This is a genomic window from Undibacterium sp. Ren11W (assembly GCF_049340485.1).
Lineage (GTDB): Bacteria > Pseudomonadota > Gammaproteobacteria > Burkholderiales > Burkholderiaceae_D > Undibacterium.
The window spans coordinates 270,951-296,094 of sequence record NZ_JBMPPB010000001.1 but is presented as its reverse complement, the minus strand read 5'-3'; the positions used below and the strand labels follow the sequence as shown (position 1 = coordinate 296,094).

At 46.5% G+C, this 25,144-nt stretch carries 24 protein-coding genes and 2 tRNA genes; 6 read left to right on the top strand and 20 right to left on the bottom strand.

What is annotated here, in order from left to right; genetic code table 11:
* Positions 1-40 precede the first annotated feature (40 nt).
* The 4 genes from ACO0K8_RS01355 to ACO0K8_RS01340 all read left to right on the top strand — a co-directional run bounded on the left by ACO0K8_RS01355 (position 41) and on the right by ACO0K8_RS01340 (position 3,314).
* On the top strand, positions 41-1,219 hold the full coding sequence (locus ACO0K8_RS01355; RefSeq protein WP_422944828.1) for a L,D-transpeptidase family protein: 1,179 nt from the start codon (positions 41-43) through the stop codon (positions 1,217-1,219).
* Between the two features lie 24 nt (positions 1,220-1,243).
* Positions 1,244-1,912, top strand: a complete 669-nt coding sequence (locus tag ACO0K8_RS01350; protein WP_422944827.1) for a peptidylprolyl isomerase — start codon at positions 1,244-1,246, stop codon at positions 1,910-1,912.
* Between the two features lie 72 nt (positions 1,913-1,984).
* On the top strand, positions 1,985-2,473 hold the full coding sequence (locus tag ACO0K8_RS01345) for a peptidylprolyl isomerase (protein ID WP_422944826.1): 489 nt from the start codon (positions 1,985-1,987) through the stop codon (positions 2,471-2,473).
* 25 nt (positions 2,474-2,498) lie between these two features.
* Entirely contained in the window at positions 2,499-3,314 is an 816-nt protein-coding gene (locus tag ACO0K8_RS01340; protein ID WP_422944825.1) for a UDP-2,3-diacylglucosamine diphosphatase, read from the top strand.
* 88 nt (positions 3,315-3,402) lie between these two features.
* On the opposite strand, the gene cysE is transcribed toward ACO0K8_RS01340, so the two are convergent.
* The 3 genes from cysE to rnr all read right to left on the bottom strand — a co-directional run bounded on the left by cysE (position 3,403) and on the right by rnr (position 7,582).
* The gene (gene cysE / locus ACO0K8_RS01335) at positions 3,403-4,152 is read right to left on the bottom strand and encodes a serine O-acetyltransferase (protein WP_422944824.1); all 750 of its coding nucleotides are present in this window, start codon (positions 4,150-4,152) and stop codon (positions 3,403-3,405) included.
* A gap of 153 nt (positions 4,153-4,305) precedes the next feature.
* Positions 4,306-5,046 (bottom strand): 23S rRNA (guanosine(2251)-2'-O)-methyltransferase RlmB, encoded by a 741-nt coding sequence (rlmB, locus tag ACO0K8_RS01330; protein ID WP_422944823.1) that lies wholly within the window; start codon positions 5,044-5,046, stop codon positions 4,306-4,308.
* A 64-nt stretch (positions 5,047-5,110) separates the two neighbouring features.
* Positions 5,111-7,582, bottom strand: a complete 2,472-nt coding sequence (gene rnr / locus ACO0K8_RS01325; protein ID WP_422944822.1) for a ribonuclease R — start codon at positions 7,580-7,582, stop codon at positions 5,111-5,113.
* Positions 7,583-7,787: 205 nt separating this feature from the next.
* Here rnr and ACO0K8_RS01320 point away from each other — a divergent pair.
* Together ACO0K8_RS01320 and ACO0K8_RS01315 are read left to right on the top strand one after the other, a co-directional pair.
* A tRNA-Leu gene (locus ACO0K8_RS01320) sits at positions 7,788-7,872 on the top strand.
* A 144-nt stretch (positions 7,873-8,016) separates the two neighbouring features.
* Positions 8,017-8,101: transfer RNA gene (locus ACO0K8_RS01315), tRNA-Leu, on the top strand.
* Between the two features lie 156 nt (positions 8,102-8,257).
* Here ACO0K8_RS01315 and ACO0K8_RS01310 read toward each other — a convergent pair.
* From ACO0K8_RS01310 to ACO0K8_RS01230, 17 genes are all read right to left on the bottom strand, one after another.
* Positions 8,258-8,797, bottom strand: coding sequence for a phosphoribosyltransferase (locus tag ACO0K8_RS01310; protein WP_422944821.1), 540 nt, complete (start codon positions 8,795-8,797; stop codon positions 8,258-8,260).
* A 21-nt stretch (positions 8,798-8,818) separates the two neighbouring features.
* Positions 8,819-10,132, bottom strand: a complete 1,314-nt coding sequence (locus ACO0K8_RS01305) for an adenylosuccinate synthase (RefSeq protein ID WP_422944820.1) — start codon at positions 10,130-10,132, stop codon at positions 8,819-8,821.
* Positions 10,133-10,135: 3 nt separating this feature from the next.
* Positions 10,136-11,287 (bottom strand): ATP phosphoribosyltransferase regulatory subunit, encoded by a 1,152-nt coding sequence (locus ACO0K8_RS01300; RefSeq protein ID WP_422944819.1) that lies wholly within the window; start codon positions 11,285-11,287, stop codon positions 10,136-10,138.
* Positions 11,288-11,416: 129 nt separating this feature from the next.
* On the bottom strand, positions 11,417-12,319 hold the full coding sequence (hflC, locus tag ACO0K8_RS01295) for a protease modulator HflC (RefSeq protein ID WP_422944818.1): 903 nt from the start codon (positions 12,317-12,319) through the stop codon (positions 11,417-11,419).
* Complete coding sequence (gene hflK / locus ACO0K8_RS01290; RefSeq protein ID WP_422944817.1) at positions 12,319-13,587, bottom strand: FtsH protease activity modulator HflK; 1,269 nt, start codon at positions 13,585-13,587, stop codon at positions 12,319-12,321. Before hflK ends, hflC begins: the two co-directional genes overlap by 1 nt.
* Before the next feature lie 44 nt (positions 13,588-13,631).
* Positions 13,632-14,774 carry a GTPase HflX gene (gene hflX, locus ACO0K8_RS01285; protein ID WP_422944816.1) on the bottom strand — a complete coding sequence of 381 codons (1,143 nt, stop codon included), beginning with the start codon at positions 14,772-14,774 and terminating at the stop codon, positions 13,632-13,634.
* Between the two features lie 20 nt (positions 14,775-14,794).
* Entirely contained in the window at positions 14,795-15,031 is a 237-nt protein-coding gene (hfq, locus tag ACO0K8_RS01280) for an RNA chaperone Hfq (RefSeq protein WP_422944815.1), read from the bottom strand.
* A 124-nt stretch (positions 15,032-15,155) separates the two neighbouring features.
* Positions 15,156-16,499 (bottom strand): ribosome biogenesis GTPase Der, encoded by a 1,344-nt coding sequence (gene der, locus ACO0K8_RS01275; protein ID WP_422944814.1) that lies wholly within the window; start codon positions 16,497-16,499, stop codon positions 15,156-15,158.
* 4 nt (positions 16,500-16,503) lie between these two features.
* Positions 16,504-17,658: an outer membrane protein assembly factor BamB gene (gene bamB, locus ACO0K8_RS01270; RefSeq protein WP_422944813.1), complete on the bottom strand. Its 1,155-nt coding sequence runs from the start codon at positions 17,656-17,658 to the stop codon at positions 16,504-16,506.
* A 13-nt stretch (positions 17,659-17,671) separates the two neighbouring features.
* Positions 17,672-18,337 (bottom strand): YfgM family protein, encoded by a 666-nt coding sequence (locus tag ACO0K8_RS01265; protein ID WP_422944812.1) that lies wholly within the window; start codon positions 18,335-18,337, stop codon positions 17,672-17,674.
* 11 nt (positions 18,338-18,348) lie between these two features.
* Positions 18,349-19,710: a histidine--tRNA ligase gene (gene hisS / locus ACO0K8_RS01260; RefSeq protein ID WP_422944811.1), complete on the bottom strand. Its 1,362-nt coding sequence runs from the start codon at positions 19,708-19,710 to the stop codon at positions 18,349-18,351.
* A 6-nt stretch (positions 19,711-19,716) separates the two neighbouring features.
* Entirely contained in the window at positions 19,717-20,988 is a 1,272-nt protein-coding gene (gene ispG / locus ACO0K8_RS01255; RefSeq protein WP_422944810.1) for a flavodoxin-dependent (E)-4-hydroxy-3-methylbut-2-enyl-diphosphate synthase, read from the bottom strand.
* Positions 20,989-21,007: 19 nt separating this feature from the next.
* Entirely contained in the window at positions 21,008-22,036 is a 1,029-nt protein-coding gene (locus ACO0K8_RS01250) for a helix-turn-helix domain-containing protein (protein WP_422944809.1), read from the bottom strand.
* Positions 22,029-22,829, bottom strand: coding sequence for a type IV pilus biogenesis/stability protein PilW (gene pilW / locus ACO0K8_RS01245; protein WP_422944808.1), 801 nt, complete (start codon positions 22,827-22,829; stop codon positions 22,029-22,031). Before pilW ends, ACO0K8_RS01250 begins: the two co-directional genes overlap by 8 nt.
* Positions 22,826-23,983, bottom strand: coding sequence for a 23S rRNA (adenine(2503)-C(2))-methyltransferase RlmN (rlmN, locus tag ACO0K8_RS01240; RefSeq protein ID WP_422944807.1), 1,158 nt, complete (start codon positions 23,981-23,983; stop codon positions 22,826-22,828). Before rlmN ends, pilW begins: the two co-directional genes overlap by 4 nt.
* Positions 23,984-24,054: 71 nt before the next feature.
* Entirely contained in the window at positions 24,055-24,480 is a 426-nt protein-coding gene (gene ndk / locus ACO0K8_RS01235) for a nucleoside-diphosphate kinase (RefSeq protein WP_422944806.1), read from the bottom strand.
* 194 nt (positions 24,481-24,674) lie between these two features.
* Positions 24,675-24,974: a 2Fe-2S iron-sulfur cluster-binding protein gene (locus tag ACO0K8_RS01230; protein ID WP_422944805.1), complete on the bottom strand. Its 300-nt coding sequence runs from the start codon at positions 24,972-24,974 to the stop codon at positions 24,675-24,677.
* Positions 24,975-25,144: the final 170 nt, after the last annotated feature.

Here is a 25,144-nt window from a genome sequence, read left to right as displayed (position 1 = left end):
AACTTTTTTTTACTGCAGTATTTTTTTCACGGCAACAACATTGCTTGCTTTGCCGCAGCCTTTGCACGCAAAAAAAGTAACTGAGAAGGAAACATCATCCGACCTCAGTCAGCCGCTTCCCAATCCTGAAGCGCTACTGATCGAGGTGTATCAGAGTCTGGGTGCCAGCAATCTGCACAAGGCGCAACTCAAAATTGATGAGTTGGTTTTGGCTTATCCGCACTTTCAACTGGCGCATTTAATTCGAGGTGACCTACTCCTCATGCATGCGCGCCCGGTGAGTAGTTTTGGAGCGGCGCAAAACGCCACTCCAGACAAGTTAAAAGACTTTCGCGACGAAGCAAGTGCCCGACTAAAAGCTATCCGCGAAAAACCTGATCCTGACCTGATTCCGCGTAGCATATTGCAGCTCCGAGACGATCAAAAACAGGCGCTTGTGGTCGACGCCAAACGTTCACGCATCTATGTGTATGAGCATACGGCGGGCCAACTAAAACTGATCAGCGATTATTACATTAGCCAGGGAAAGCTTGGCATGAATAAGTTTAAAGAGGGAGATCAACGAACGCCGACCGGTGTGTATTACATTACGAGTCGACTCGCTGGTGCCAAACTCCCGGATTTTTATGGCCCTGGTGCCCTGCCGCTTAATTATCCGAACGAATGGGATAAGCTCAATGGTCGCAGTGGTTCCGGCATCTGGTTACATGGCGTACCATCAGATAATTTTAGTCGCGCGCCGCTGGCCTCGGATGGTTGTGTAGTTTTGACCAACCCTGATTTCCTTAAAGTGGCCGCCACCATCGACATCGGAAAAACTCCGGTCATCATTAGCGAGCAGGTAGAATTCGTCAATCGGATTAAGTGGAATGCGGACAAGCAAGTTGCCAGCAAACTGCTCGAGGATTGGCGCATAGACGTCGAAAGTTTGAGTGCCAACCGCTTATTGGGTAACTACTCGCGTAACTTCAAGAACCTGCAAGGCGAAAATCTCAACACCTGGTTTCCCAAGCAGCAGCAAGTCTTGGAGGGAGCGCGCGAAATCTCGATAAAATTACGCGATGTTACGCAGTTTCGCTATCCGGCAAAAGAAGAAATTATCGTCAGTACATTTACCCAGGACACGGTAATCGGCAAGACAAAAACCAGTTTACGCAAGCGCCAATACTGGATCAAGGAAGCGTCAAAATGGCGCATTATTTATGAAGCGCTGGTTTAGTTAATTTAATTAATGAGGTCAATCATGTTTTCTATCAAACGTCGTAGCTTTACTAAACTATTTGCAGCTTCCATTTTGGCTTTGAATACCCAAATCGCCCTGGGCGAGGTTTTGACCAATGTGGCCATTAAGACCTCGATGGGCGAAATCGTGCTCGAGCTGTACCCAGAGCGCGCGCCGAAGACAGTAGAAAATTTTCTGCGTTACGTCAACGCCGGACATTACACCAACACTATTTTTCACCGCGTGATCGATAATTTCATGATACAGGGCGGTGGTTTTGATAAAAAAATGCATGAAAAATCGACCAACAAACCGATAGCACTGGAGGCGCGCTTTGCCTTGGATCATGGTTTAAAAAATGAACCAGGCACCATTGCCATGGCACGCACCAACGATCCTAATTCAGCAACCGCGCAATTTTTCATTAACGTCAACGACAACGATTTTTTGAATCATCAAATATTGCCTGAAGGTGATCCAGTGGAGTATTCCAGACGCGGTGAAATAATTAAGTCTAGCCGTTCACAAGCCCTGATCGCTACCGCTGGCTACACCCCATTTGGCAAAGTCATCAAAGGCATGGATGTGGTTGAAAAAATCAAGGTGGCACGCACCAATGGCAACAGTGGCATGATGCCTAACGTACCTTTAGAAACCATCACGATAGAGTCGATAAAGATCGTCAAATAATTTAACGATTGATACACTCGAATAACTCCTGCTATTCCAACACTGATTAGCTACCAACACGCAAGGATCATCATGACCGTCATTTTATCCACGAGCATGGGCAACATCACGATAGAACTGGACGCGGAAAAAGCGCCGCTAACTGTTGCTAACTTCATTTCTTATGTTGACTCAGGTCATTACAACGGCACGATTTTTCATCGTGTAATTGATGGCTTCATGATACAAGGCGGTGGCTTTGAGCCAGGTATGAAGCAAAAAGCGCACAATGCGCCGATACAAAATGAAGCGAACAATGGCTTGAAAAATACCCGGTATTCGGTCGCCATGGCACGAACTGGCGATCCACATTCGGCGTCGGCGCAATTTTTCATTAATCTGACGGATAACAGCTTCCTTGATCATCCAGGTCAAGATGGCTGGGGCTACTGCGTATTTGGAAAAGTGACTTCCGGCACAGAGGTGGTGGACCAGATTAAGAGCGCTAAAACCACGCGCGCCGGCATGTTTCAAGACGTACCAGTTGAAAATATTATGATAGATAACGCAAAAATAGCGTAAATTCTCATCGACTCTCCTCGACACTGTGACCACTTCCCCAGCCCCCCTGGCGCAAGCAAAATTGCTTGCGCTGTTCGCTTCCGACATCCACCTCCATCCGGCACTTGCGCGTACGACAGACTATTTTCTCAATTTCCTGAAACAGCAAGCGCCACTGGCCGAACGTCTGTATTTAATGGGGGATTTGTTTGAATATTGGGCTGGCGACGATGACATGGACGAGGCCTATCATCAAATCATTGTTCACGCTTTAAGAGAACTCAGCGATGCCGGAACGCGCATTTTCTGGATCGCTGGTAATCGTGATTTCTTAATCGGTAACGCATTTGCCGCCGCCACCGGCTGCCAGCTATTACCTGACCCAAGCCGGATTGATCTGGCAGGCCACGCCATCGCGATCACACATGGAGATGCCTTATGTACCGACGATGTAGCCTATATGCAATTTCGCAATATGGTCAGACAAACCCAATGGCAAGATGCATTTCTACAGCAGCCCTTATCGCAAAGAAAAGCCATCATTGAAGGTATGCGCATCAATAGCAAGACCGAACAAAAGTCTAAAAGCGCTGAAATCATGGATGCGCACCCGGATGCGATTCGTGCGTTGTTTACACAGCAGCAGGTAGATATCCTGATTCATGGGCATACCCACAGAACGGCGCTGCATCAGCATGCAGAAGGTCTGCGTTACGTGTTGCCAGATTGGGAGTGTGATGGCGCACCGCAAAAACTACGCGGTGGCTGGCTAGCGATAAACCAAGACGGTCAATTTTTAGCCTACCATGTAGATGGCAGCGCAGATGTTCTATTTAAAGGAATAAAAGATACTCCCCCCTAGTAATTTTCAAGTACGCACATAGAATATGCGCAATTGACTATATTCTATTTAGTTTTAGGGGGAGTATCGTCTTTTATCAGATGGCAACTTAATCCACGAGGCAGTTAATTTGCTCAGGATCTAACTTATTCGTTGCCAGCTGTTTTTCACAGGCAATCCCGGCAGCGCAAACTGCCGCCGTCAATTTATCAATTTGCTCTTGCTGCGAAACGGCGTGATCTATCAACTTATGCAGGGCCTTAGAGATAGGGTCGTCACCATTGGCGGTCACACCGTAGGCGCTAAAGATTTGTGCGGCCTTTGCCTCCGCCTGAAGCTTTACGTCTTTGTGTATCACATGGGCGGGATTACCGACGGCCGTGGCACCAGCCGGTACGGGTTTTACCACCACTGAATTTGAGCCTATCTTAGCACCGGCACCTATCGTAAATCCCCCCAGCACCTTGGCCCCCGCACCGACGATTACACCCGCCTCCAACGTTGGATGACGCTTGGCACCGGCAGAGAGGGAGGTCCCCCCCAAAGTAACTCCCTGGTAAATGGTGCAATCATCGCCAACCTCGGCAGTCTCACCGACGACCACACCGAAGCCATGGTCGATAAACACGCGACGCCCGATTGTCGCCCCCGGATGAATCTCGATACCGGTCAATATGCGGGCCAGATAAGAAATGAAGCGCCCCAACCACTTCCAGCCGCGCAACCAACACCACTTAGCCCAGCCATGCATTACGATGGCTTGAAAGCCCGGATAGCAGGTAACCACCTCCCAGGCAGTGCGGGCGGCAGGATCGCGTTCGATAATACTGGCAATATCTTCACGTAAATGACTAAACATGGAATAAGTAAAAGAAAAAGAGGAAGGAAAAATAAAACCAGACTATCTTAGCCTGCGCAGAAAAATTTTGCTGAACACACCCGTTTTTCTTGATTGAGCAAGATAAAAAAAAGGGAAAGCCATGCTTTCCCTTTTTTTTATTTAAGCGGGAAACTAAGCACGCGCCAAACGTTGTCTACGCGCCTCATACAAACACACTCCTGAAGCCACAGAAACGTTGAGACTTTCGACGGAACCAAACATCGGAATCTGCACTAGCACATCACAGGTTTCTCTGGTTAAGCGGCGCATGCCCTCGCCTTCCGATCCCATCACGATGGCGATTCCACCGGTAAAATCAACATCATAAATGTCTTTTTCTACGTCGTCAGAGGTGCCTACCAACATGATGTCGCGCTCTTTTAACTCACGCAAAGTACGCGCCAGATTGGTCACCGTAATGTAGGGCACGGTCTCTGCAGCTCCGCTAGCAACCTTGGCGGCAGTGGCATTGAGGCCAACGGCACGGTCTTTAGGTGCAATCACCGCATGCGCACCAACGCCATCAGCGACCCGCAAACAGGCACCCAGATTATGCGGATCAGTAATCCCATCCAAAATCAATAACAATGGCGGGCCTTCTATTGCATCGAGTAATTCATCGAGATTGCGCGCCAGCGATAATTCGCCAGCCTTCGCCACCACACCTTGATGGCGACGGGTGCCGACGATATTGGATAAACGCTGATCATCGGTAGGAATTACCCTTACCCCAGCCGATTTTGCGGCATGAATCAGATCCTGCATGCGTCGATCAGAACGTCCACTATCAACATAAATTTCCTCCACAGTCGAGGCCTCATGACGGATGCGCGAGGTGACGGCGTGGAAACCAAAAATCATTTTACTTTTCATATTTACTTCTCACTCTTCTTAACACACTTTACAAACGTTAGCCTTAGACTATCGCAGCCTACTATTAACGTTTTTTCTTAGTCGATCTGGTATTTCTCGAGGCATTCCCGGAGCGTGCCGGGTTTAGCTTGGCGCGCCCTGCACCCGACGTTGCGACCGACACAGGCTCGGCCGGTGTACGCTTTACTGAGGATTTACCCACAGTCTTAGTCGATTTCGATCCTTGCTTGCTACCTTCGGCAATATGGCTCTTGGCACGCGGCCCGCCAGTCAAGCGATCACGTTCATTCGGCATTGCAACGCGCGCCGACGGTACTTGTACGATAGACAAATCAATCTTACGCGCATCCAAATCGACCCGACTCACCTGCACTCGCACTCTATCGGTCAATTGATAGCGCTTGCCAGTACGCTCGCCGCGCAACTCATGCCGCGCGTCGTCAAACTGGAAGTAATCTGCACCGAGCTCAGTAATATGCACCAAACCCTCGATATAAATGTCATCGAGCTGCACAAAAATACCAAACTGCGTCACCGCTGAAATTGTGCCGGTAAACTCTTCACCGAGTTTATTTTTAATGAAGTAACACTTCAACCAGGCCTCGACATCTCGTGATGCCTCATCCGCCCTACGCTCATTCGCTGAACAATGAGTGCCGAGTGCGTCCCAGATTGTCAGATCTTTTTCTGGTTTTTTCTTACCAGCAGCCTTATCAGCGACTTGCTGTTTGCGCGCCGCGTTAGAGATCGTGGTGTTGAGCAAACTCGCATCTATCCCTTTGGGCTCGTATTTTTTTCCGAGCAAGATCGCCTTGATGGCTCTATGCGTCAATAAATCCGGGTAGCGCCGAATCGGGCTGGTAAAGTGAGCGTAAGCATCGTAGGACAAACCAAAATGGCCAATGTTATCCGGGCTATACACGGCTTGCTGCATCGACCTTAACAACATGGTTTGCAACAAGGGCGCGTCTGGACGGCCTTTGACCTTAAGCATTAGCTCTGCATAATCTGAGGCAGTAGGCGAATCACCTCCGCCCAAATGCAAACTCACCTGCTTCAGGAAATTTCTGACCTGCGTTAATTTTTCTTTGGTTGGACTGGCGTGAATGCGATAGGTACCTGGATGCTTGTACTGCGCCAATAAATCGGCGGCGCAGACATTGGCCGCCAACATGCATTCTTCAATCAGCTTGTGCGCATCGTTACGCGTGCGTGGCAGAATTTTTTCTATCTTACCAACCGCATTGCAAACGATATAGGTTTCAGTCGTCTCGAAATCGATGGCACCGCGTAAATGGCGAGCCTTCAATAAAGACTGAAAACATTCATACAAATGCAATAGATGCGGCACTAAACTCAAGCGTTTATTCGCCTCAGGGCCTTTGGTATTGCCTAAAATAGCCGCCACTTCAGTGTAGGTAAAGCGCGCCGCAGAATGGATAACCGCCGGATAAAACTGATACGCAGTGACTTCGCCTTGCGCAGTAATCACCATATCGCACACCAAGGTGAGTCTGTCTACATCAGGATTAAGCGAACATAAGCCGTTCGACAATTTTTCCGGAAGCATAGGAATAACCCGGCGCGGAAAGTACACAGAAGTGCTGCGCAACAAGGCATCACTATCCAAGGCGTCGTTAGGCTTGACGTAATGACTGACGTCGGCAATTGCGACAATCAGCCTGTGCCCCTTGGCTCTGCCTATTTTTACCGGCTCACAATACACCGCATCGTCAAAATCACGCGCATCTTCGCCATCGATCGTCACCATAGGGATGTCGCGCAAATCGACTCTATCGAGCAGATCGGCAGCCTTAACCTCACTAGGTAGTTTGCTGGCAGCTTTTTTCGCGGGCTCTGAAAACTCATGCGGCACGCCAAATTTTCGGACAGCGATTTCAATTTCCATTCCGGGATCGTCAACATCCCCCAGGATTTCAACTATTTTACCTACAGCTTGAGCATACTTGGTCGGTTGCTCAATCAACGCAACACTCACGACCTGACCTGATTTCGCTTTTCCAGGCGAGCCGGAGATTAAAATATCCTGGCTAAAACGTTTGTCTTCCGGCGCGACTATCCAGGCACCGTTTTCATTCAACAAGCGCCCTATTACATGGGTATTAGCACGCTCTAGTATTTCTACAATACCACCCTCAAGCCGACCGCGGCGATCCGTACCGACCACGCGTGCGCTCACTCTATCGCCATGCAAGACACGCTGCATCTCGCGTTCTGGCAAATACAGATCCTCACTACCATCATCCGGCGTCAGAAATCCATAACCGTCCCGGTGACTGCTGACGCGCCCAGAAATGAAATTTTCATGGTTCGCTAGCGTGTAATTCCCCAACTTATCCAACTTGAGCTGGCCGTCTCTTTCCATCGCATTGAGGCGCCTGACCATGCCATCAAGCTCTTCAGGCTTGACACCTAAAGCGCCTGCAATCGTGTCAATTTTTTGCTGACTTTTGGTGGTGCGCAGGATGCCGAGAATTTCCTCGCGGCTAGGGATGGGGTAGGAATGTTTATTCAAGAGGCTCGCGTCTTTTCTGTTGTAAATAACGTTTATCAGTACCTTCGCACTAACTCCCCTTAGTTTACCGGAGAGCTCCAAAATCACCTAACTTTACACTACTTATTATTCGCCTTACCTAAAGGATAGAGAAAGTATTAAGAAAGTAAATACGGCCTAAGCCATTGACATAACCCATAGATGCTCTATAATCATGGTCTTCGTTGCCCACGTGGCGGAATTGGTAGACGCGCATGGTTCAGGTCCATGTGCCTTCGGGTGTGGGGGTTCGAGTCCCTCCGTGGGCACCAGCAATTTTAAAAACCCGTTGATACGTCAGCGGGTTTTTTCATTTCCGATGCGCTTCCAAACCACTTACAGATTCAACATTAAAATTCCGTTCCGTCATTTAATTGCCATAGTCATGGCTAATACTATATAATTTTGCCTTCGCTGCCCACGTGGCGGAATTGGTAGACGCGCATGGTTCAGGTCCATGTGCCTTCGGGTGTGGGGGTTCGAGTCCCTCCGTGGGCACCAGCAATTTTAAAAGCCCGTTGATACGTCAACGGGCTTTTTCATTTCAAGTTCATGATTGCATTTGCAAATGCATACCCTCCCCCTCCGTCAAAACCCACATTCAAAATTGAATTAAAAAAAATGGAAACAAAATTATTTGTTTCCATTTTTTAGATATTAACTTTCGCCTTTTTTCAACCAGGCACTAAGTTGATGCGGCCGAAGACTATCGTACTCTTCAAATGGTTGATGTATCCACGGATTGCTCTCCAGATAATCGAGATAGAAATCGGGACGTATCGACGAGCAAGCTTTACACCAAATAACAGCAGACTTCACCTCCGTAACGGACGGGAAATTTTCTCGCAGGTGATGCAGCACTTTCTCCAGGGTAATTCCGGAGTCAACCAAATCGTCAACCACCAAAACTCGTCCTTGCAAACTACCTTTGGTCATAGATATATACTTGCCTATATCAAGTGCGCCCTGCAAAGTCCCGGATTCCTCCCGATACGAACTGGTCGACAAAATCGCCAAAGGCACATCAAAAATACGTGAAAAAATATCGCCTGGGCGCAAGCCGCCACGAGCAAGACACAATACCTGATCAAATTTCCAGCCAGACTCATGTACTTTTAATGCCAGCTGCTCCACTGAGCGATGATACGCATCCCAAGAAACCCAAAGGTCTTTTTCTGTAGATGTTGGTGTATTCATTTCTATTTTTCTCAAACTTAATTACATGAAAGGGTGACGTAAAACGATGGTTTCTTCGCGGTCTGGGCCTGTTGAAACCATATCCACCGGCACGCCAACCATTTCCTCAATACGTTTAATATAATTCCGCGCATTGATAGGTAATGCATCCAATGTTTGTGCTCCAACCGTGCTTTCGCTCCAACCCGGCATTTCCTCATACACTGGGACGCAGCGCGCAGCCTCTTCCGCACCAACTGGGAAAATATCTACAGATTTACCATCTATCGTATAACCGGTACATAGTTTCAACGTCGCGAGACCGTCAAGGACATCCAACTTGGTCAAGCACATACCTGAAACACCATTAATCTGGACCGAACGCTTCAGCAAGGCCGCATCAAACCAACCACAACGGCGCGCTCGTCCCGTAACCGTACCGAACTCATGCCCGACGCTAGATAAATGTTTACCGACACCTTCATCGGTAGTTAACTCAGATGGAAATGGCCCCGAACCGACGCGTGTAGTGTATGCCTTAGTAATGCCCAAGATGTAATGCAACATGTTAGGCCCAACACCGGTACCTGCCGCCGCATTGCCGGCCACGCAATTACTCGATGTCACGAAAGGATAGGTACCATGATCGACGTCGAGCAGACTTCCTTGCGCACCTTCAAACAATAGACTTGCACCATTTTTATGTGCCGCATACAAAGCACTAGATACGTCGGCAACCATCGGGCGAATGCGCTCAACATTTGCAAGAGCATCATCCAATGTTTTCTGATAATCGACTGCCGGCGCATTGAAATAATTTGTAAGAACAAAATTATGAAAATCAAGATTTTCCTTAAGCTTCTCGGCAAAACGAACAGGATTCAACAGGTCAGCAACGCGAATAGCGCGGCGGGCAACTTTATCCTCGTATGCCGGACCGATACCCTTACCAGTTGTACCAATTTTTGCAGCGCCACGGGCGACTTCGCGCGCGGCATCCAAAGCAGTGTGGTACGGAAGAATAATCGGGCAAGCCTCAGAAATTTTCAGGCGAGAAGCAACCTCAACCCCATTGGCCTGCAACTTATCAATTTCACGCAACAAATCAGGCACAGACAACACAACACCATTTCCGATGTAGCATGCAGTCCCTGCTCGCATAATTCCAGACGGAATCAATTGCAACGCAGTTTTCTGACCGCCAATCACAAGAGTATGCCCGGCATTATGACCACCTTGGAAACGCACCACAGCTTGCGCGTGATCAGTCAACCAATCGACGATCTTACCCTTACCCTCGTCGCCCCATTGCGTTCCGATCACAACGACATTTTTTGCAATTTTATTTTGTAACATCACTTAACCTACATTATTAAGAATCCACTGACCATCATCAAAAACGACTGCCCTATTGCAGTCAAATTCGTCCTGTTCGCTCTCATGGCCTGGCAAATTTTGAATAACCACTTCGCCTGCCTGGCGCAACTCGTAAATTTTTTCTCTTAGCTTAGCGTCTTGACTCCAAGGTGCAAAAATAGCATTTTTTCGCTCTGCTAAAGGCATTAATCTAGCCAATTCCCTCAAGTCCAACGAGAATCCAGTGGCGGGTCTAGCGCGTCCAAAGGCCTCCCCAACATGATCATAGCGACCTCCACGAGCAACTGCATTTGGCAATCCTGGAACAAAAACGCTAAACATAACCCCACTGTGGTAATGATACCCGCGTAAATCAGCAAGATCTATAGATACACTCGCATTAAGCGCCAGTTTTACCAAAGACTCCAGCTCATCAAGTGCAGCGCTAATCCCACGTAATTTTGGAAGCAGATCGCGCGCCCTTTGAATCACCGAAGCATCGCCATAAAGATTCGGCAGATCGAGTAAGGCTTGCCTCACTACAGGCGAAAAATCCCGTGTAATCAAATCCAGTGCAGGCAAATCTTTAGCTTCAAGCAGAGAAAATAGTTGGGCTTCGTGTTTTTTTGCCAAATCGTCACTTTCTAACAGTGCGCGCAACACCCCAACATGGCATAAATCTAGACTAACTTCCGAAATATTCGCGATTGCGAGCGTCGCAAGAACTAACTCCTGAATTTCCGCATCAGCCTCCAAACCGCCATGCCCGTAGATCTCAGCACCGATTTGTATAGGCTCACGGGTAGCGTGTAATCCTGACGGTCGCGTTTGGAGAACACTCCCGGCGTAGCAAAGACGGGTTACGGACGAGCGATTAAGTAGATGCGCATCAATCCTGGCAACTTGAGTCGTCATATCGGCGCGTATACCCATGGTACGGCCAGACAATTGATCAACCAATTTAAACGTGCGCAAATCAAGATCCTGCCCAGCGCCAGTCAATAGGGACTCTATGTACTCAAGTAGCGGTGGCATCACCAACTCATAACCATAAAGTCTAAAGTTATCAAGTATAAGGCGACGTAACTCCTCGATCTTCCTTGCCTCAGAAGGCAAGACATCCGCTATATTTTCGGGTAAAAGCCAATTCGGCATGAGATTAGATTCAAAAAGACAGTTAAAAAATTAAAATAGATGCCCACGCAAAACCGGACAAACGTAGGCAGACTGCAATCCAAATGGCTTGCAGTCTGCCTACGTTTTTACTACTTAAATGCTTGGGTGCTATTTTGCCTTGTTAGGAGCCGCTACTGAACTGCTTGCACCTGGACTCTTGAAGTATTTAAAAAATTCAGAATTTGGATCCACCACCAAAACATCATTCCTAGTCTTAAAACTTGATCGATAAGCCTCTAGACTACGGTAAAATTTATAAAACTCTGGGTTCTGTCCGAACGCTTGCGCATAAATCTGGGAAGCTTGCGCATCACCAGCACCTCTAGTTTGTTCGGCCTCTCTATAGGCTTCAGCAAGAATAACGACGCGCTGTTTGTCAGCGTCCGCTCGAATTTTTTCGGAATCAGCAAAACCAGTAGAACGCAATTCATTCGCAACCCGACTGCGCTCCGATTTCATCCGATCGTAAACCGAGTTATTAATTTGCTCTACGTAATCAACCCGTTTTAGTCTCACATCAACTATTTCAACGCCTATCTGTTTCGCTTCTTCGGTAACTTTGCTACGAATCGCCTGCATTACCTTATCACGCTCACCCGAGATAACATCGCGCACAGTGCGCTTGGTAATCTCATCGTTCAAAGCTGCCTTGACGATTTGTGACAATCGATCCCGAGCACGCCCTTCATCACCACCAAAGCTGACGAAATACAATTTTGGCGCAACGATATGCCATTTCACGTAGGTATCCACCAAAATATTCTTTTTCTCAGCAGTGATAAACCTATCAGCTTCTGGTGACTCAATTGTCAGGATTCTTTTATCCAAAAACATGACATTTTGAAATGGCGGAGGCAGTTTAAAATGAAGTCCCGGCTCGCTGATCACAGACTTCACCTCACCCAAAGCAAACACGATCGCATGGGAGCGCTGATCTACAACAAATATCGTCGATGACAAGACCAACAATACCAAGGCCAGCCCAATCATAGAGGAAGAAAACTTATTCATTATCGTACCTCTCTATCACGTGAATCTCTAACATCGCGTGCTCGTCCATCTTTACTAAAACGCATCTCCACTGTCGGTACTTGTTCCGTAGAGATGCTGGCGGGCGTTACAACTGCAGGCTTCGCTACAGTTGACGAATCTGATTGAGCAATTAATTTATCCAAAGGCAAATAAATCATATTGTTATTATTTTTTGTATCAAGCATCAGCTTAGTGGTATTAGAGAAAATTTGTTGCATCGTCTCCAAATACATGCGATCTCGCGTGACAGATGGGGCTTTTTGATACTCGCTTAGCACTTGCTTAAACCGTCCTGCGTTACCCTCAGAATTAGCAACAATTTTTGCCTTGTATGCCTCGGATTCTTGCAGCAAACGTGACGCTTCCCCCCTGGCCTTAGGAATCACATCATTTGCATATGCTTGACCTTCATTTTTCTGGCGTTCTTTATCCTGACCAGCCTTCACCGCATCATCAAATGCCGCCTGCACCTGTTCAGGAGGCTGCACACCTTGCATAGTGACATTTGTGATTTGCACGCCAGCCTTATAGCGCTCCAGAACCTGTTGCATGAGACTGTTCACGTCCAACGCAACCTTCTCACGACCTTCATAAAGTACAAAGTCCATCTTACTACGGCCAACAATCTCACGAATTGCCGTCTCAGCGACTTGTCGTATCATCTCTTCTTGATCTCGATTATTGTAAAGCCATTGCGCCGCATCCTTTAGCTTGTACTGTACCGCAAACTGAATGTCGATAATATTTTCATCGTCAGTCAACATTAAGGCTTCTTTTGGCTGCTTGTTTTTGACATTTGAACGGTAACCAACTTCCACCGTTCTCACTTGTGAAACGTTAACAATTTCATGGCCTTGGATTGGTGCGGGCCAACGCCAATTAAAGCCGGCAGTGGTTGAGTGGCTGTATTTCCCAAAGGTTGTTATGACTGCCGTTTGGCCTTCCTGAACAATAAAAAAACCACTAACAGTCCAAAGAAAAACAACCACCACGATGATGATGGCAACGCCAATTTTCGCACCAGCGAGATCTGGCGAAAATCCGCCATTTCCACCGCCGTCACCGCTACCCTTACCTCCCAGCAATTGACTAATGCGCTGATTAAAATCGCGCCATAATTGGTCAAGATCTGGCGGACCGTTATTAGGTTTTTTTCCGTCCTGATTATTGTTCTGCGAGCCACGCCCCCATTGCGGGTCATTTAGTGACATCGTCAATCCAATTCTTTTTAGAAGTGAAACAAGCATTCTGTCGTTATCCAATTAAATAGTGGTTTGAACTATAAATAAGCTCAATTAAAACGTGCGTCATTCAACTCGACATTTACTACTGGTACGCTGCGTTTTATTGCCTCAAGTTTCGCATATTCGGCAACTGCATGACGCAAATGTTCCATTCCAGCCCCTGTACGAGCACTTAGAAAAATCCTGTCGATTTTATCATATTCACCAATCTCGAATCCTGGATCCTGGGATGCCAAATCAATTTTATTCCAGACCAACAATTGCGGAATATGATCGGCACCAATTTCCTTTAAGACATGATTAACTTGCAGTATCTGATCCAAACGAACTGGACTACTGGCGTCAACAACGTGTATCAACAAATCGGCATGAATCGTCTCTTCCAAGGTGGCACGAAAAGCAGCGACCAGTTGATGTGGCAACTCACGAATAAAGCCAACCGTATCGGAAATAACGACACTTCCAACATCCCCAAGATACAAACGACGAGAGGTCGTATCCAAGGTAGCAAATAGTTGATCTGCGGCGTATGCACTGGCCTTGGTAAGCGAATTAAACAGGGTTGACTTACCGGCGTTGGTGTAACCCACTAAGGAAACCGAGAAAGTATGACTTCGACCTCTGGAACGGCGTTGTGTCTCTCGCTGTTTATGCAACTTCTCCATCTTCGCCTTAAGCGCCTTTACACGCTCACCCAACAAACGTCGATCGGTTTCAAGCTGCGTCTCACCAGGACCACGCAAACCAATGCCACCTTTTTGCCGCTCCAGATGCGTCCAACCGCGTATCAGTCGCGTAGCCAAATGCTGCAATTGAGCCAATTCAACCTGCACTTTACCTTCATGGCTGTGAGCGCGCTGAGCGAAGATATCCAGAATTAAACTCGTTCTATCAACCACACGCACTTTAAGATGCCGCTCAAGATTTCGTTGTTGTGCTGGCGATAAAGCGTGATTAAAAATCACAATATCCGACCCAACGTCAGTAACCGCATGTGCAATTTCATCGGCCTTTCCTGATCCGACAAATAGTGCAGCATCAGGACTAGAACGTTTGCAAGTAATGGTTACGACAGGCTCTGCACCAGCCGACTTCGAAAGCAATGAAAGTTCATCTAAACTCGCTTCAAAATCTCCCTTACCGAAATCGACACCAACCAAAATCGCCCGCGTTGAAATGCTTTTGCTCAAAGGATATATTCCAGTAAATACTACTCAGGATCTGCTTCAGTATTAATACTCACTGCTCGCGCTGGCACGACAGTGGAAATCGCATGTTTGTAGACCATTTGAGTAACAGTATTGCGCAATAGCACAACATACTGATCAAAAGATTCAATATGACCTTGTAATTTAATACCGTTCACAAGGTAAATTGATACGGGGATGTGTTCTTTGCGTAATGCATTTAAGAACGGGTCTTGTAACAGTTGCCCTTTATTACTCATAACAGCTCCAGTGTGTTGTTGTGTTCAGGAGTTGGGGGCACTTTAATAAATCTCAAGTGCGCCGAACGATGACTACGATACAAAATAATCTATTTTTATTTACTAGATTTATACTTCAAAACGACTATTTTTCCACCTTTGCGAAAGGGTTCTTCCCTGATCGCATTTCTATGCGCAACGGTGTTCCAACAAGCGAAAACGTTTCCCGGAAGTGTTTTTCGAGATAACGTTTATAGACGTCGCCAATAGAGTCTAAGGCATTACCGTGAATAACGATGATCGGTGGATTTTGCCCGCCCTGATGAGCATAACGTAATTTAGGTCGAATTGAACCTTTACGTTTAGGCTGCTGATGTTCAACGGCCTCTATTAAAGCACGCGTCAATTTTGGCGTCGAAAGGTTTGCCATTGCAGCAGCATAAGCAGCATCAATTGACTTCATCATGGGATCAATACCAGACGACTTTAGCGCCGAAACAAAATGAAATTTAGCGAATGTTAAAAAATTCAACTTACGTTCGATATCGACTTTAATTTCATCACGACGATCACTTTGCAAACCATCCCATTTATTCACGCCAACGACCAGTGCTCGCCCTGACTCAAGAATAAAACCTGCAATATGCGCATCCTGCTCAGAGATGTCTTGCTGGGCATCTAACAATAGCAAAACAACGTTTGCCTCTGATACTGATTGCAAAGTCTTCACTACAGAGAATTTTTCTATCGCCTCAAACACCTTTCCACGGCGGCGAATACCGGCCGTGTCGATCAAGGTGTAATGTTTACCGTCCCGCTCAAAAGGAATCTCAATAGAATCTCTTGTCGTGCCCGGCATATCAAACGCGATGACTCGCTCTTCACCTAGTAAAGTATTCACCAAGGTTGATTTACCAACGTTAGGGCGACCAACAATAGCTATCTTAATCCCTCTTACAGCATCAACTGGCTCTTCCACTTCTGGCGGACGCTGCGCAAATGCAATGTTGAGAGCCTCCTCAACCAAATCGGTTACGCCGTCACCGTGTGCGGAAGAGATCACATAAGGATCACCCAAGCCCAATTCATAAAAATCTGCAGTAACCGAGGTATAGCGCATACCTTCAGCTTTATTCACGACCAACATCACCGAGCGTCCTGACTTGCGCAGGAAATCTGTAATTGTTTTATCGTGAGGGGTCAAACCCTGGCGACCGTCAACTAAAAAAATAACGACATCTGCCTCCGCGACTGCTTGCTTTGTTTGCTTCGCCATTTCATACATAATTCCATCTTTGGCTACTGGCTCGAAACCACCAGTATCAATTACCAAAAATGGACGATCGCCAACTCGGCCTTCGCCATAATGTCTATCCCTGGTTAAACCAGGAAGATCTGCAACTAATGCGTCGCGAGAGCGCGTAAGCCGATTAAACAATGTGGATTTGCCGACATTAGGTCGACCTATAAGTGCTATTACCGGCTTCATTTCATTACTCGGTCGCAAAAGCAACCACTGTCCCTGATTTAGTTTGTACGATCAAACTCGAATCGACCACCAAAGGGGTCGCAAGAATTTGACTACCATCGGTGCTAACTCTACCGATGAAAGAGCCATCCTCTCTAGAAAGAAAATGGAGAAAACCGAACGCATCACCAACTGCAACAGCACGGCCAAAAGAAGCAGGAGCTGACACTTTCCTATTTGCCAATTTGTCATTGCGCCAAACACTAGAGCCAGCGGCGCGAGAATAGGCAGAAACTGCCCCCCCATTATCAACCGCAAAAACAAAGCGTTCATCGACGCTGACACCGACTTCACTTGAAATGTTTTTAGTCCAGCGTACGGCACCAGATCCCAAATCAAAACAACTAACTCGCCCTTGATAGGCTGCGGAACAAACCACTTGCCCAACGACCACAGGAGTACCAAGTACATCCGCAATCCGCTCTAATTCAGTAGCACCCTTCGGGTCTGCGACCGACGCTTCCCATCGCAAACCACCATTATTCAAGGATAAAGCGACCAATTTGCCGCCTGGCAAAGCAACAATCGCCAATTCACTCGTCATCGCAATACCAGAGGCAGCACGCAAAGTGAGTGCTGGCAAAGGACGATTTACGGCCCAATTTCGAATTCCGGTTTCTACATCATATGCAGCAACACGATTATCAATACTGCGCACAAGAACCAAACCTTGACCAATTACAGGGGCCGTTAATATTTCACTCGACGCTTGCACCTTCCAGCGCAATTTTCCATCGAGGTCAAATGCGAGTAAAAAACCTTTTTCTCCCGCCACAGCTATAGTCGTTGAATTGGCACCGACTCCCGCCGTCAAAGGCATACCAGCGTTGATACGCCAGACCGTTTTACCACTGCTACTATCTAATTTAACGATGCTGCCATCAACCGCCATAGCAATGATATTCGAACCTATTTGCACCGGAGAAAATGCAAAAGACCCACTTGTCCCAATTGATGCGGTCCAAATCGACTTAAGGTTCATCGTCTGCTTAAACTCAAGCAACGTAGCTGGCGCATTTTTCACATCCGTTTTTGAAAACGGATTGAGAGAGGACAGGGAAGAGCAAGCAGCCAAATTAAGCAGCAAAGCTACCGCGAACGACTTACTAAAAATTTGCATGCAAAACTCCGATTTATTTAAGTACGGCTAGACTTGCAACACCATCAACTGCACCGCCAATTGCGTCCAACTTAATTTGCGTCAATTGGCGACCTGGATTTTTGTCTTTTTGCTTAGATAAAGCTAACTGATAGGCTGCGCGCGCGTCTGCAATTTTCCCTTGAGCAAAAAATATATCCCCCTTCAAATCTGCCGCAAGCGCTGCAAACTCAGATGGAAATTCTACGGTCAACAAAGATAAGCCTTCATCATAGGATTTTTCGTCCAAAGCAATTCCTGCCAAGCGAATTTTCGCCAAAAATTTATACTCATCAACGCCACTATGATCCACAACCCAACGCAATTGAGTCTTAGAACTAGTCAAATCGTTCGCATCATATGCACTCTTCGCAGCACTTAATGCAGCCATAGGCGCATATGCAGTGCGAGGGAACTTTTCTAGCAAGTCACTGGTCGCGCGCTGCACCTTCGCATTATCTTTAGCAGTAGTTGATTTTTGCAACTCATCATAAAGTTGGGACGCCTGCGTAGATTGATTGCGCTGGAAAGTATTCCAAGCAGTCCACGCAGCGTAAGACGACAAGGCAACTATTAACAGCCAAGTCACCAAATTACCGTACTGCTTCCACCATGCTTTAAGGGTATCTAATTGTTCTTGCTCTTCGAGATCGTATGCCATAATTTTTAATTTTAGTGATGAATATGAATGTGATTAGGATCGTCGCAACAGGCATCCGTTTCAAGCGCACCTGTCATCTGATCAACCAGATAATCAACTGCAGAGGAAAATGGCACATTGACCTGATTGCCACTTACATCGTCGCCTCGCAGAGCCTTAATTGTTACCGCGTCGCTATTTGCCTCATCATCGCCAATTATCACTGCGTATGCAGCACCACTGACATCTGCCTTTTTCATTTGAGACTTAAAGCTTCCCGTACCTGTAGCCGATGCGCAATGTAACACAACATCGAGGCCGGCATCCCGCAAACGCTCACCTAAGACGAAAGACTGCGCCCTACCCTTTTCACCCTGATGCACCAAATACACATCACACTGAGCAGGATTATGAGCCTCCCCGGACGCTTTCATTAACTCCAACAATCGCTCAATACCCATAGCAAAACCGCAGGCTGGCGTTGCCTTTCCACCAAATATAGAGAATAACGAATCGTAACGCCCACCACCGCAGACCGTACCCTGAGAACCCAATTCGTCGGTCACCCATTCAAACACGGTACGGTTGTAATAATCCATACCGCGTACCAAGCGAGTATTGATCGAGAATGGAATACTATTATCGCGAAGAATTTTTTGAACTCCCTCGAAATGAGACTTAGATTCTTCACCAAGATAATCAAATAATTTAGGTGCGGCGTTAACCATCGACTGCATAGCTGGATTCTTAGTGTCCAAGATGCGCAATGGATTGCTATATAAGCGACGTTGAGCTTCAGCATCAAGCAATTCGCTGTGGGACTCAAAATACGCAATCAAATCTGCGCGGTGTAGATTTCTTTCAGGAGCATCGCCAATCGAATTGAGTTCCAATCGAATATTTTGCAAACCCAAGTCATCCCACAATCGCTGACACATGACGATCAGCTCAGCATCAATATCTGGCCCACTAAAGCCTAATGCTTCAGCACCCACCTGATGAAATTGACGATAACGCCCACGTTGTGGCTTCTCGTGGCGAAACATGGGGCCGTTATACCAAACGCGCTTCGGGCCGTCATAAGTAAGATTATGTTCCAACGCCGCTCTCACGATTCCAGCGGTATTCTCTGGCCGCAAAGTCAACTTATCACCGTTGAGCGCATCTTCGAAAGAATACATTTCTTTCTCAACTATATCGGTAACAGCACCAAGGCCGCGCGCAAACAAATGCGTGGACTCAACTATAGGTGTTCGTATTTGCTGAAAACCATAGCTTTTCAAAACAGATTGGACGGTATTTTCAAACAATTCCCACAAAGGCGCATCATCTGGCAGGATATCGTTCATCCCTTTTACGCCGGTTATTTTTTCGATTTTTTTATTTTCTGACATTCCTGATTACCTGATTTGATTTTCTGCAAGTACAGATGCAGAAGGAGAATAATGACTCCGCACATACTCTAAAACAATCGACTGAAACTCTTTTGCTATCGACTCACCGCGCAAGGTCATCGCCTTTTCACCATCGATAAACACCGGTGCCGCTGGCGACTCGCCAGTACCAGGTAAACTTATGCCTATATTCGCGTGCTTCGACTCACCTGGGCCATTCACAATGCACCCCATCACCGCAACATTCATCGATTCAACGCCTGGGTACTGTAACTTCCAAACAGGCATTTGACCGCGCAAATAAGTTTGAATATCATCCGCTAGCTCTTGAAAAACTGTTGACGTTGTCCGGCCGCATCCAGGACATGCAATTACCATAGGTGTGAATTTCCGCAAGCCCATAGTTTGCAATATCTCTTGGCCGACTACGACCTCTTTGCAGCGATCGCCGCCCGGCTCGGGCGTTAAAGAAATGCGTATTGTATCGCCGATACCTTCCTGCAGAAGCACCGCCAACGCAGCAGTCGAGGCAACAATCCCTTTACTTCCCATTCCAGCCTCGGTCAAACCCAAGTGCAAGGGATATTCACAACGCTGTGCTAATGACCGATAAACAGCAATTAAATCCTGAACACCAGAAACCTTACATGACAAAATTATTTTATCTGCTGCCAAACCTAACTCTTCGGCTCGCACAGCATTTTCTATTGCGGACGTTATAAGCGCCTCGTACATGACAGATTGCGCCGACCAAGGGGTAACACGTTGCGAATTTTCATCCATGATACGTGCCAGTAAAGCTTGATCCAAACTACCCCAATTAACACCGATTCTGACAGGCTTATCGTATCGACATGCTATATCAATCATCTGCGCGAACTGACTATCGCGTTTTGCACCTTGTCCTACGTTACCTGGATTAATGCGGTACTTCGACAGCGCAGCAGCACAATCAGGATAGTCCTTAAGTAAAGTATGACCGTTATAATGAAAGTCACCAACCAGTGGCACATCCACATTCATCTTATCAAGCTGCTCCCGAATTGCAGGAACAGCCGCGGCTGACTCTGCATTATTAACGGTAATTCTGACCAATTCGGAACCAGCGCGCGCTAACTCTTTAATCTGAATCGCAGTCCCAATCACGTCTGCAGTATCTGTATTCGTCATTGACTGAATAACGATAGGTGCACCGCCGCCGACCAGAACTTCACGGTCACCATAAATTATTTTTGCGCTACGACTATTGCGCCGCCTAAAGGAACCGGAATTCATCATAATTTAAGTTTTGCTTTATTCACTTCAAATTCAAATTAACTACATTACTGCCATTCAGAGGTAGCATTTCCAAAGGCCGCCCTCGCAAAAAAGCGTCAACCCCAGCAGCGTTCCCAACTCTTAATAATGACGGTTCTTTTATCATCAACACCTCTTCAGTACCAGCTCTACCCATATGAGAAGTAATGACATTTCCATTTTCCTTCTTAAGCTGTATCCATGCATCTTGACGAAATTTCAACTTCAAAACATCACTGCTTGCGTCCGCTGAAGCAAGCGGCAAAGAAGAGCTAGACCTCTCCTCAATAATCGCGGGCGCGTTTACAACTTGCTTATCAGTGACACTCTCCGCCACCTTCGATGCACCAACACCATCAGGCATCCCTTTTGAAACGACCGGCACTTCAAGAGCTGCCATCGACGCTGGTGGAACATTCGCAATTGACTGAATAGGGATAGCATCTGCAGCCACTATTGGCGTCGCGCCACTCGACTGGTTTAAGTTAACGCTAGCAACATTTTCCGATTGATTAGACGCGGACGAGAACAGTCGGCCCACAATTTCCGCATGCTCAAATTTTTGCAGTAAAAAAAATCCTAGCGCTAACACCGCTAACAACGCCGCGCCAAACAAATATTTATGATTATTGTCCTGACGCCCCATCAAGGAGAGACGAGACTCAAGAAATGGTGTTGAAAGTGCGGGCTTTAAGGCTGACTCCAATTGCGCATTACTAACAGGAGCGGGCAATAAAGCAACGACCGCATCTGCATCAATTTTCAAAAGTTTTGCATAGGCCCGAATAAAACCGCGAACTATCACCATTTGAGGCAGTGCATCGTATTGATTCGACTCAAGGGCTAATATCTGTCTTTGCGATAGTTTTAATTGGTCTGCCACTTGTTGAACGGACAAATCTTTTTGCCGCCTCGCAGCAGAAAGCAAACTTCCAACTGTTTCAACAGTAGCAAAAGATGGTTTAAAAACCATGCCAGATTCCGACGAACCTGTTGACTCCAATGATTGACTCGCACCCCTATCACTCATTAAAAGCTCCTCGTTGCAGCATTGCATATTCTTTCGAGTTAGGGTGACGACGCCTTAGCTGAGTAGAAAGACCAGCAACAGCCAACTGATCAGATAGCTTATTTTCGATTTTAATTGCCAACCACAAGACATCTGCAGCCATAATTTCCGCCTTAATTACACGGTCAATATAAAATTTTGCTTTTTCATAACTAGCTTGATCGTAAAAAACCTTAGCCAGATTAACATTTAAAGATGGATTATCTGGCTGCTCACGAAACCCCTGCATAAAATAACGCTCCGCGCCAGCCAGATCCTTTAATTTCAGACTACACACCCCCGCATTATTTAAAACTTTAGCCGGAGTCGGGTAGCTCAAATCCTTGATAACCTTTTCAAAATATGGCAACGACTGCCTCTCACGGCCACTCTGACACAAAAACCATCCGTAATTATTCGCCAACTCTGAATTATTTGGAGCCAATTTAAGTGCGTGCAAAAAGTTATCTTCGGCCAACTGCGTCTCGCCAGTATCCATATATATCAAGGCGCGCAAACTATAGGCATCAACTAAATCGGGAGATGATTGCAAGGCATGCTTAATCTCGTCAAGAGCAACCTTATGAAGCCCTTGCTGATAGTATCCAACCGCCAACTGCATACGAATGGAGGCGCGATTTTGCGTATCAACTTTCTCAGCCGACGGGCTAGCATCATTACGGCCGCCGTCAAGTTTTTGACTTACACAGGCAGATAACATTAGAGCAAACAAAACCCCCAACATCTTACAACTCTGCAATGCTCCAATATTCACCGAGTGACCTCCACAATTTTCCCAAAATTTTCGCCAAATTTGCGCTTATACTCATCCATTTTTTTCATACGCTCTTGAACTTTGGTTCTATCTTGCACTTCACCAGCGAGCTGTCCACATGCAGCGTCAATATCATCGCCACGAGTCTTACGTATAGTAGTCACGACACCTGCATCCATCAACACCTGCGCGAACGCCTTGATGCGAGGATTTGCGGAGCGCGTTAAACCAGACTCGGGAAAGGGGTTAAAAGGAATTAAATTAAACTTACACGGAACATTCTTCACTAATTGCACCAACTCTTTAGCGTGCTGATCGGTATCATTAACCCCATCAAGCATGCAATACTCAAACGTCACAAAATCACGCGGCGCAAATTCCAAATAGCGCTTACAAGCAGCCATCAATTCATTCAATGGGTGCTTTTTATTCAACGGGATCAAACTATCGCGCAAAGCGTCATTCGACGCATGCAATGAAACAGCTAACGCAACCGGGCATTCTTGAGACAGTTTATCTATCATTGGCACAACGCCACTGGTTGACAATGTTACGCGTCGACGCGACAAGCCATAGGCATTATCATCAAGCATCAGGCGCAATGCAGTGACAGTAGGCTCAAAGTTCAACAGCGGCTCACCCATGCCCATCATTACGACATTCGTAATCTGGCGCTCACCTTTTGGACCAGGCTCAACGCCTTTGCTTTTACGCAATTCGAACTCAGCCATCCAGAGCTGGCCAATAATCTCACCCACACTCAAATTGCGATTAAAACCTTGCTTACCAGTAGAACAAAACCGGCAATTTACTGCACAACCGGCCTGGGTTGAAATACACAAAGTACCTCGCCGCTCCTCTGGAATAAAAACTGCTTCAACAGCATTCCCCTGACCAACATCAAGTAGCCACTTACGAGTCCCATCAGTGGAAGTATGATCACTAATAATAGCTGGCGCAGCGACATAGGCGCGCCCAGAAAGCTTCTCACGCAAAGACTTCGCAAGATCAGTCATATCCTCAAAATTACTGGCACCAAATTGATGTATCCAGCGCTGCAATTGTTTTGCGCGAAACGGCTTCTCACCCAACTCATTACAATAAGCAATAAGCTGCGCAGGATCCAAATCCAACAAATTGGTAAGAGCCGTCATATACATCTTCTTTCAGACCTTAGGCCCACTAAAAAAGTAAGCCTAAGTTTATTCATCAAAAACAATCAGAATTAACGTGAATACACGTTCAAGGCTGGGAAGTAGTAAGCAATCTCTACTGCGGCAGCATCAACAGCATCAGAGCCATGAACTGCATTTGCATCGATTGAATCAGCAAAATCAGCACGAATAGTGCCTTTTTCAGCTTTCTTAGGATCAGTTGCGCCCATCAAATCACGATGTGCAAGAACTGCATTTTCACCCTCCAACGCCTGAACCATAACTGGACCAGAGATCATAAAATCAACCAAATCCTTAAAGAAAGGACGCGCAGCGTGAACAGCATAAAAACCCTCAGCTTCAGCGCGTGACAAATGCATCATACGTGCCGCAACGATTTTCAAGCCAGCACCTTCAAAACGGCTGTAGATTTGACCGATTACGTTTTTTGCAACTGCATCCGGCTTAATAATAGATAATGTGCGTTCAATAGCCATCTAAAAACTCCAATAAAATGAAAGGGTTAAGAAAAAATTTTAAGAATTCATTCAACCTTAGATTTTACCATAAAACACCTATAGCAATGTATGTTGTACAGAAACACAATTGCCAAAGGGTCTTTTTATGATCGAACTACCTAGAGATAGAGTCGGAAGTTTACCGAGAGACAGCTTTCAGAAAAACGAAACTCTTAAACGCTGATTCTTGTCCCATACGGAACATCCAATATTAAATCACTCAATCCAAAAGCAACACATGGCAGTATCCAGCCCTCTGTTTTCTCATCAAGACTTAAACCTGGCCAATCAATTTGATATTGCACCGCACCACTAAGCAACTTGCACATACAAGTGCGACAACTTCCATTGCGGCACGAGCTAGGCAAACGCACACCTGCATCCAATGCGGCATCTAAGATCGTTACTCCCTCAGACATTGGGAATTGCCACCCTTGACTACTTAGTTTTGCAGAAATTCCTTTTTTTGTCATTTTTCCCTCGATGACCTACAACACTGCCGACATGTAATGTCTTCCGATCAATTGGTCTAATAAAGGCAGCTTAAAAAGCGACGTAAGTCAAATCAAAAACCACGAGATAAAGTACTTTTTAGATAATAATTAACCTTGTATTTTTTGATTATTTTGTCTAAATTAAAAGA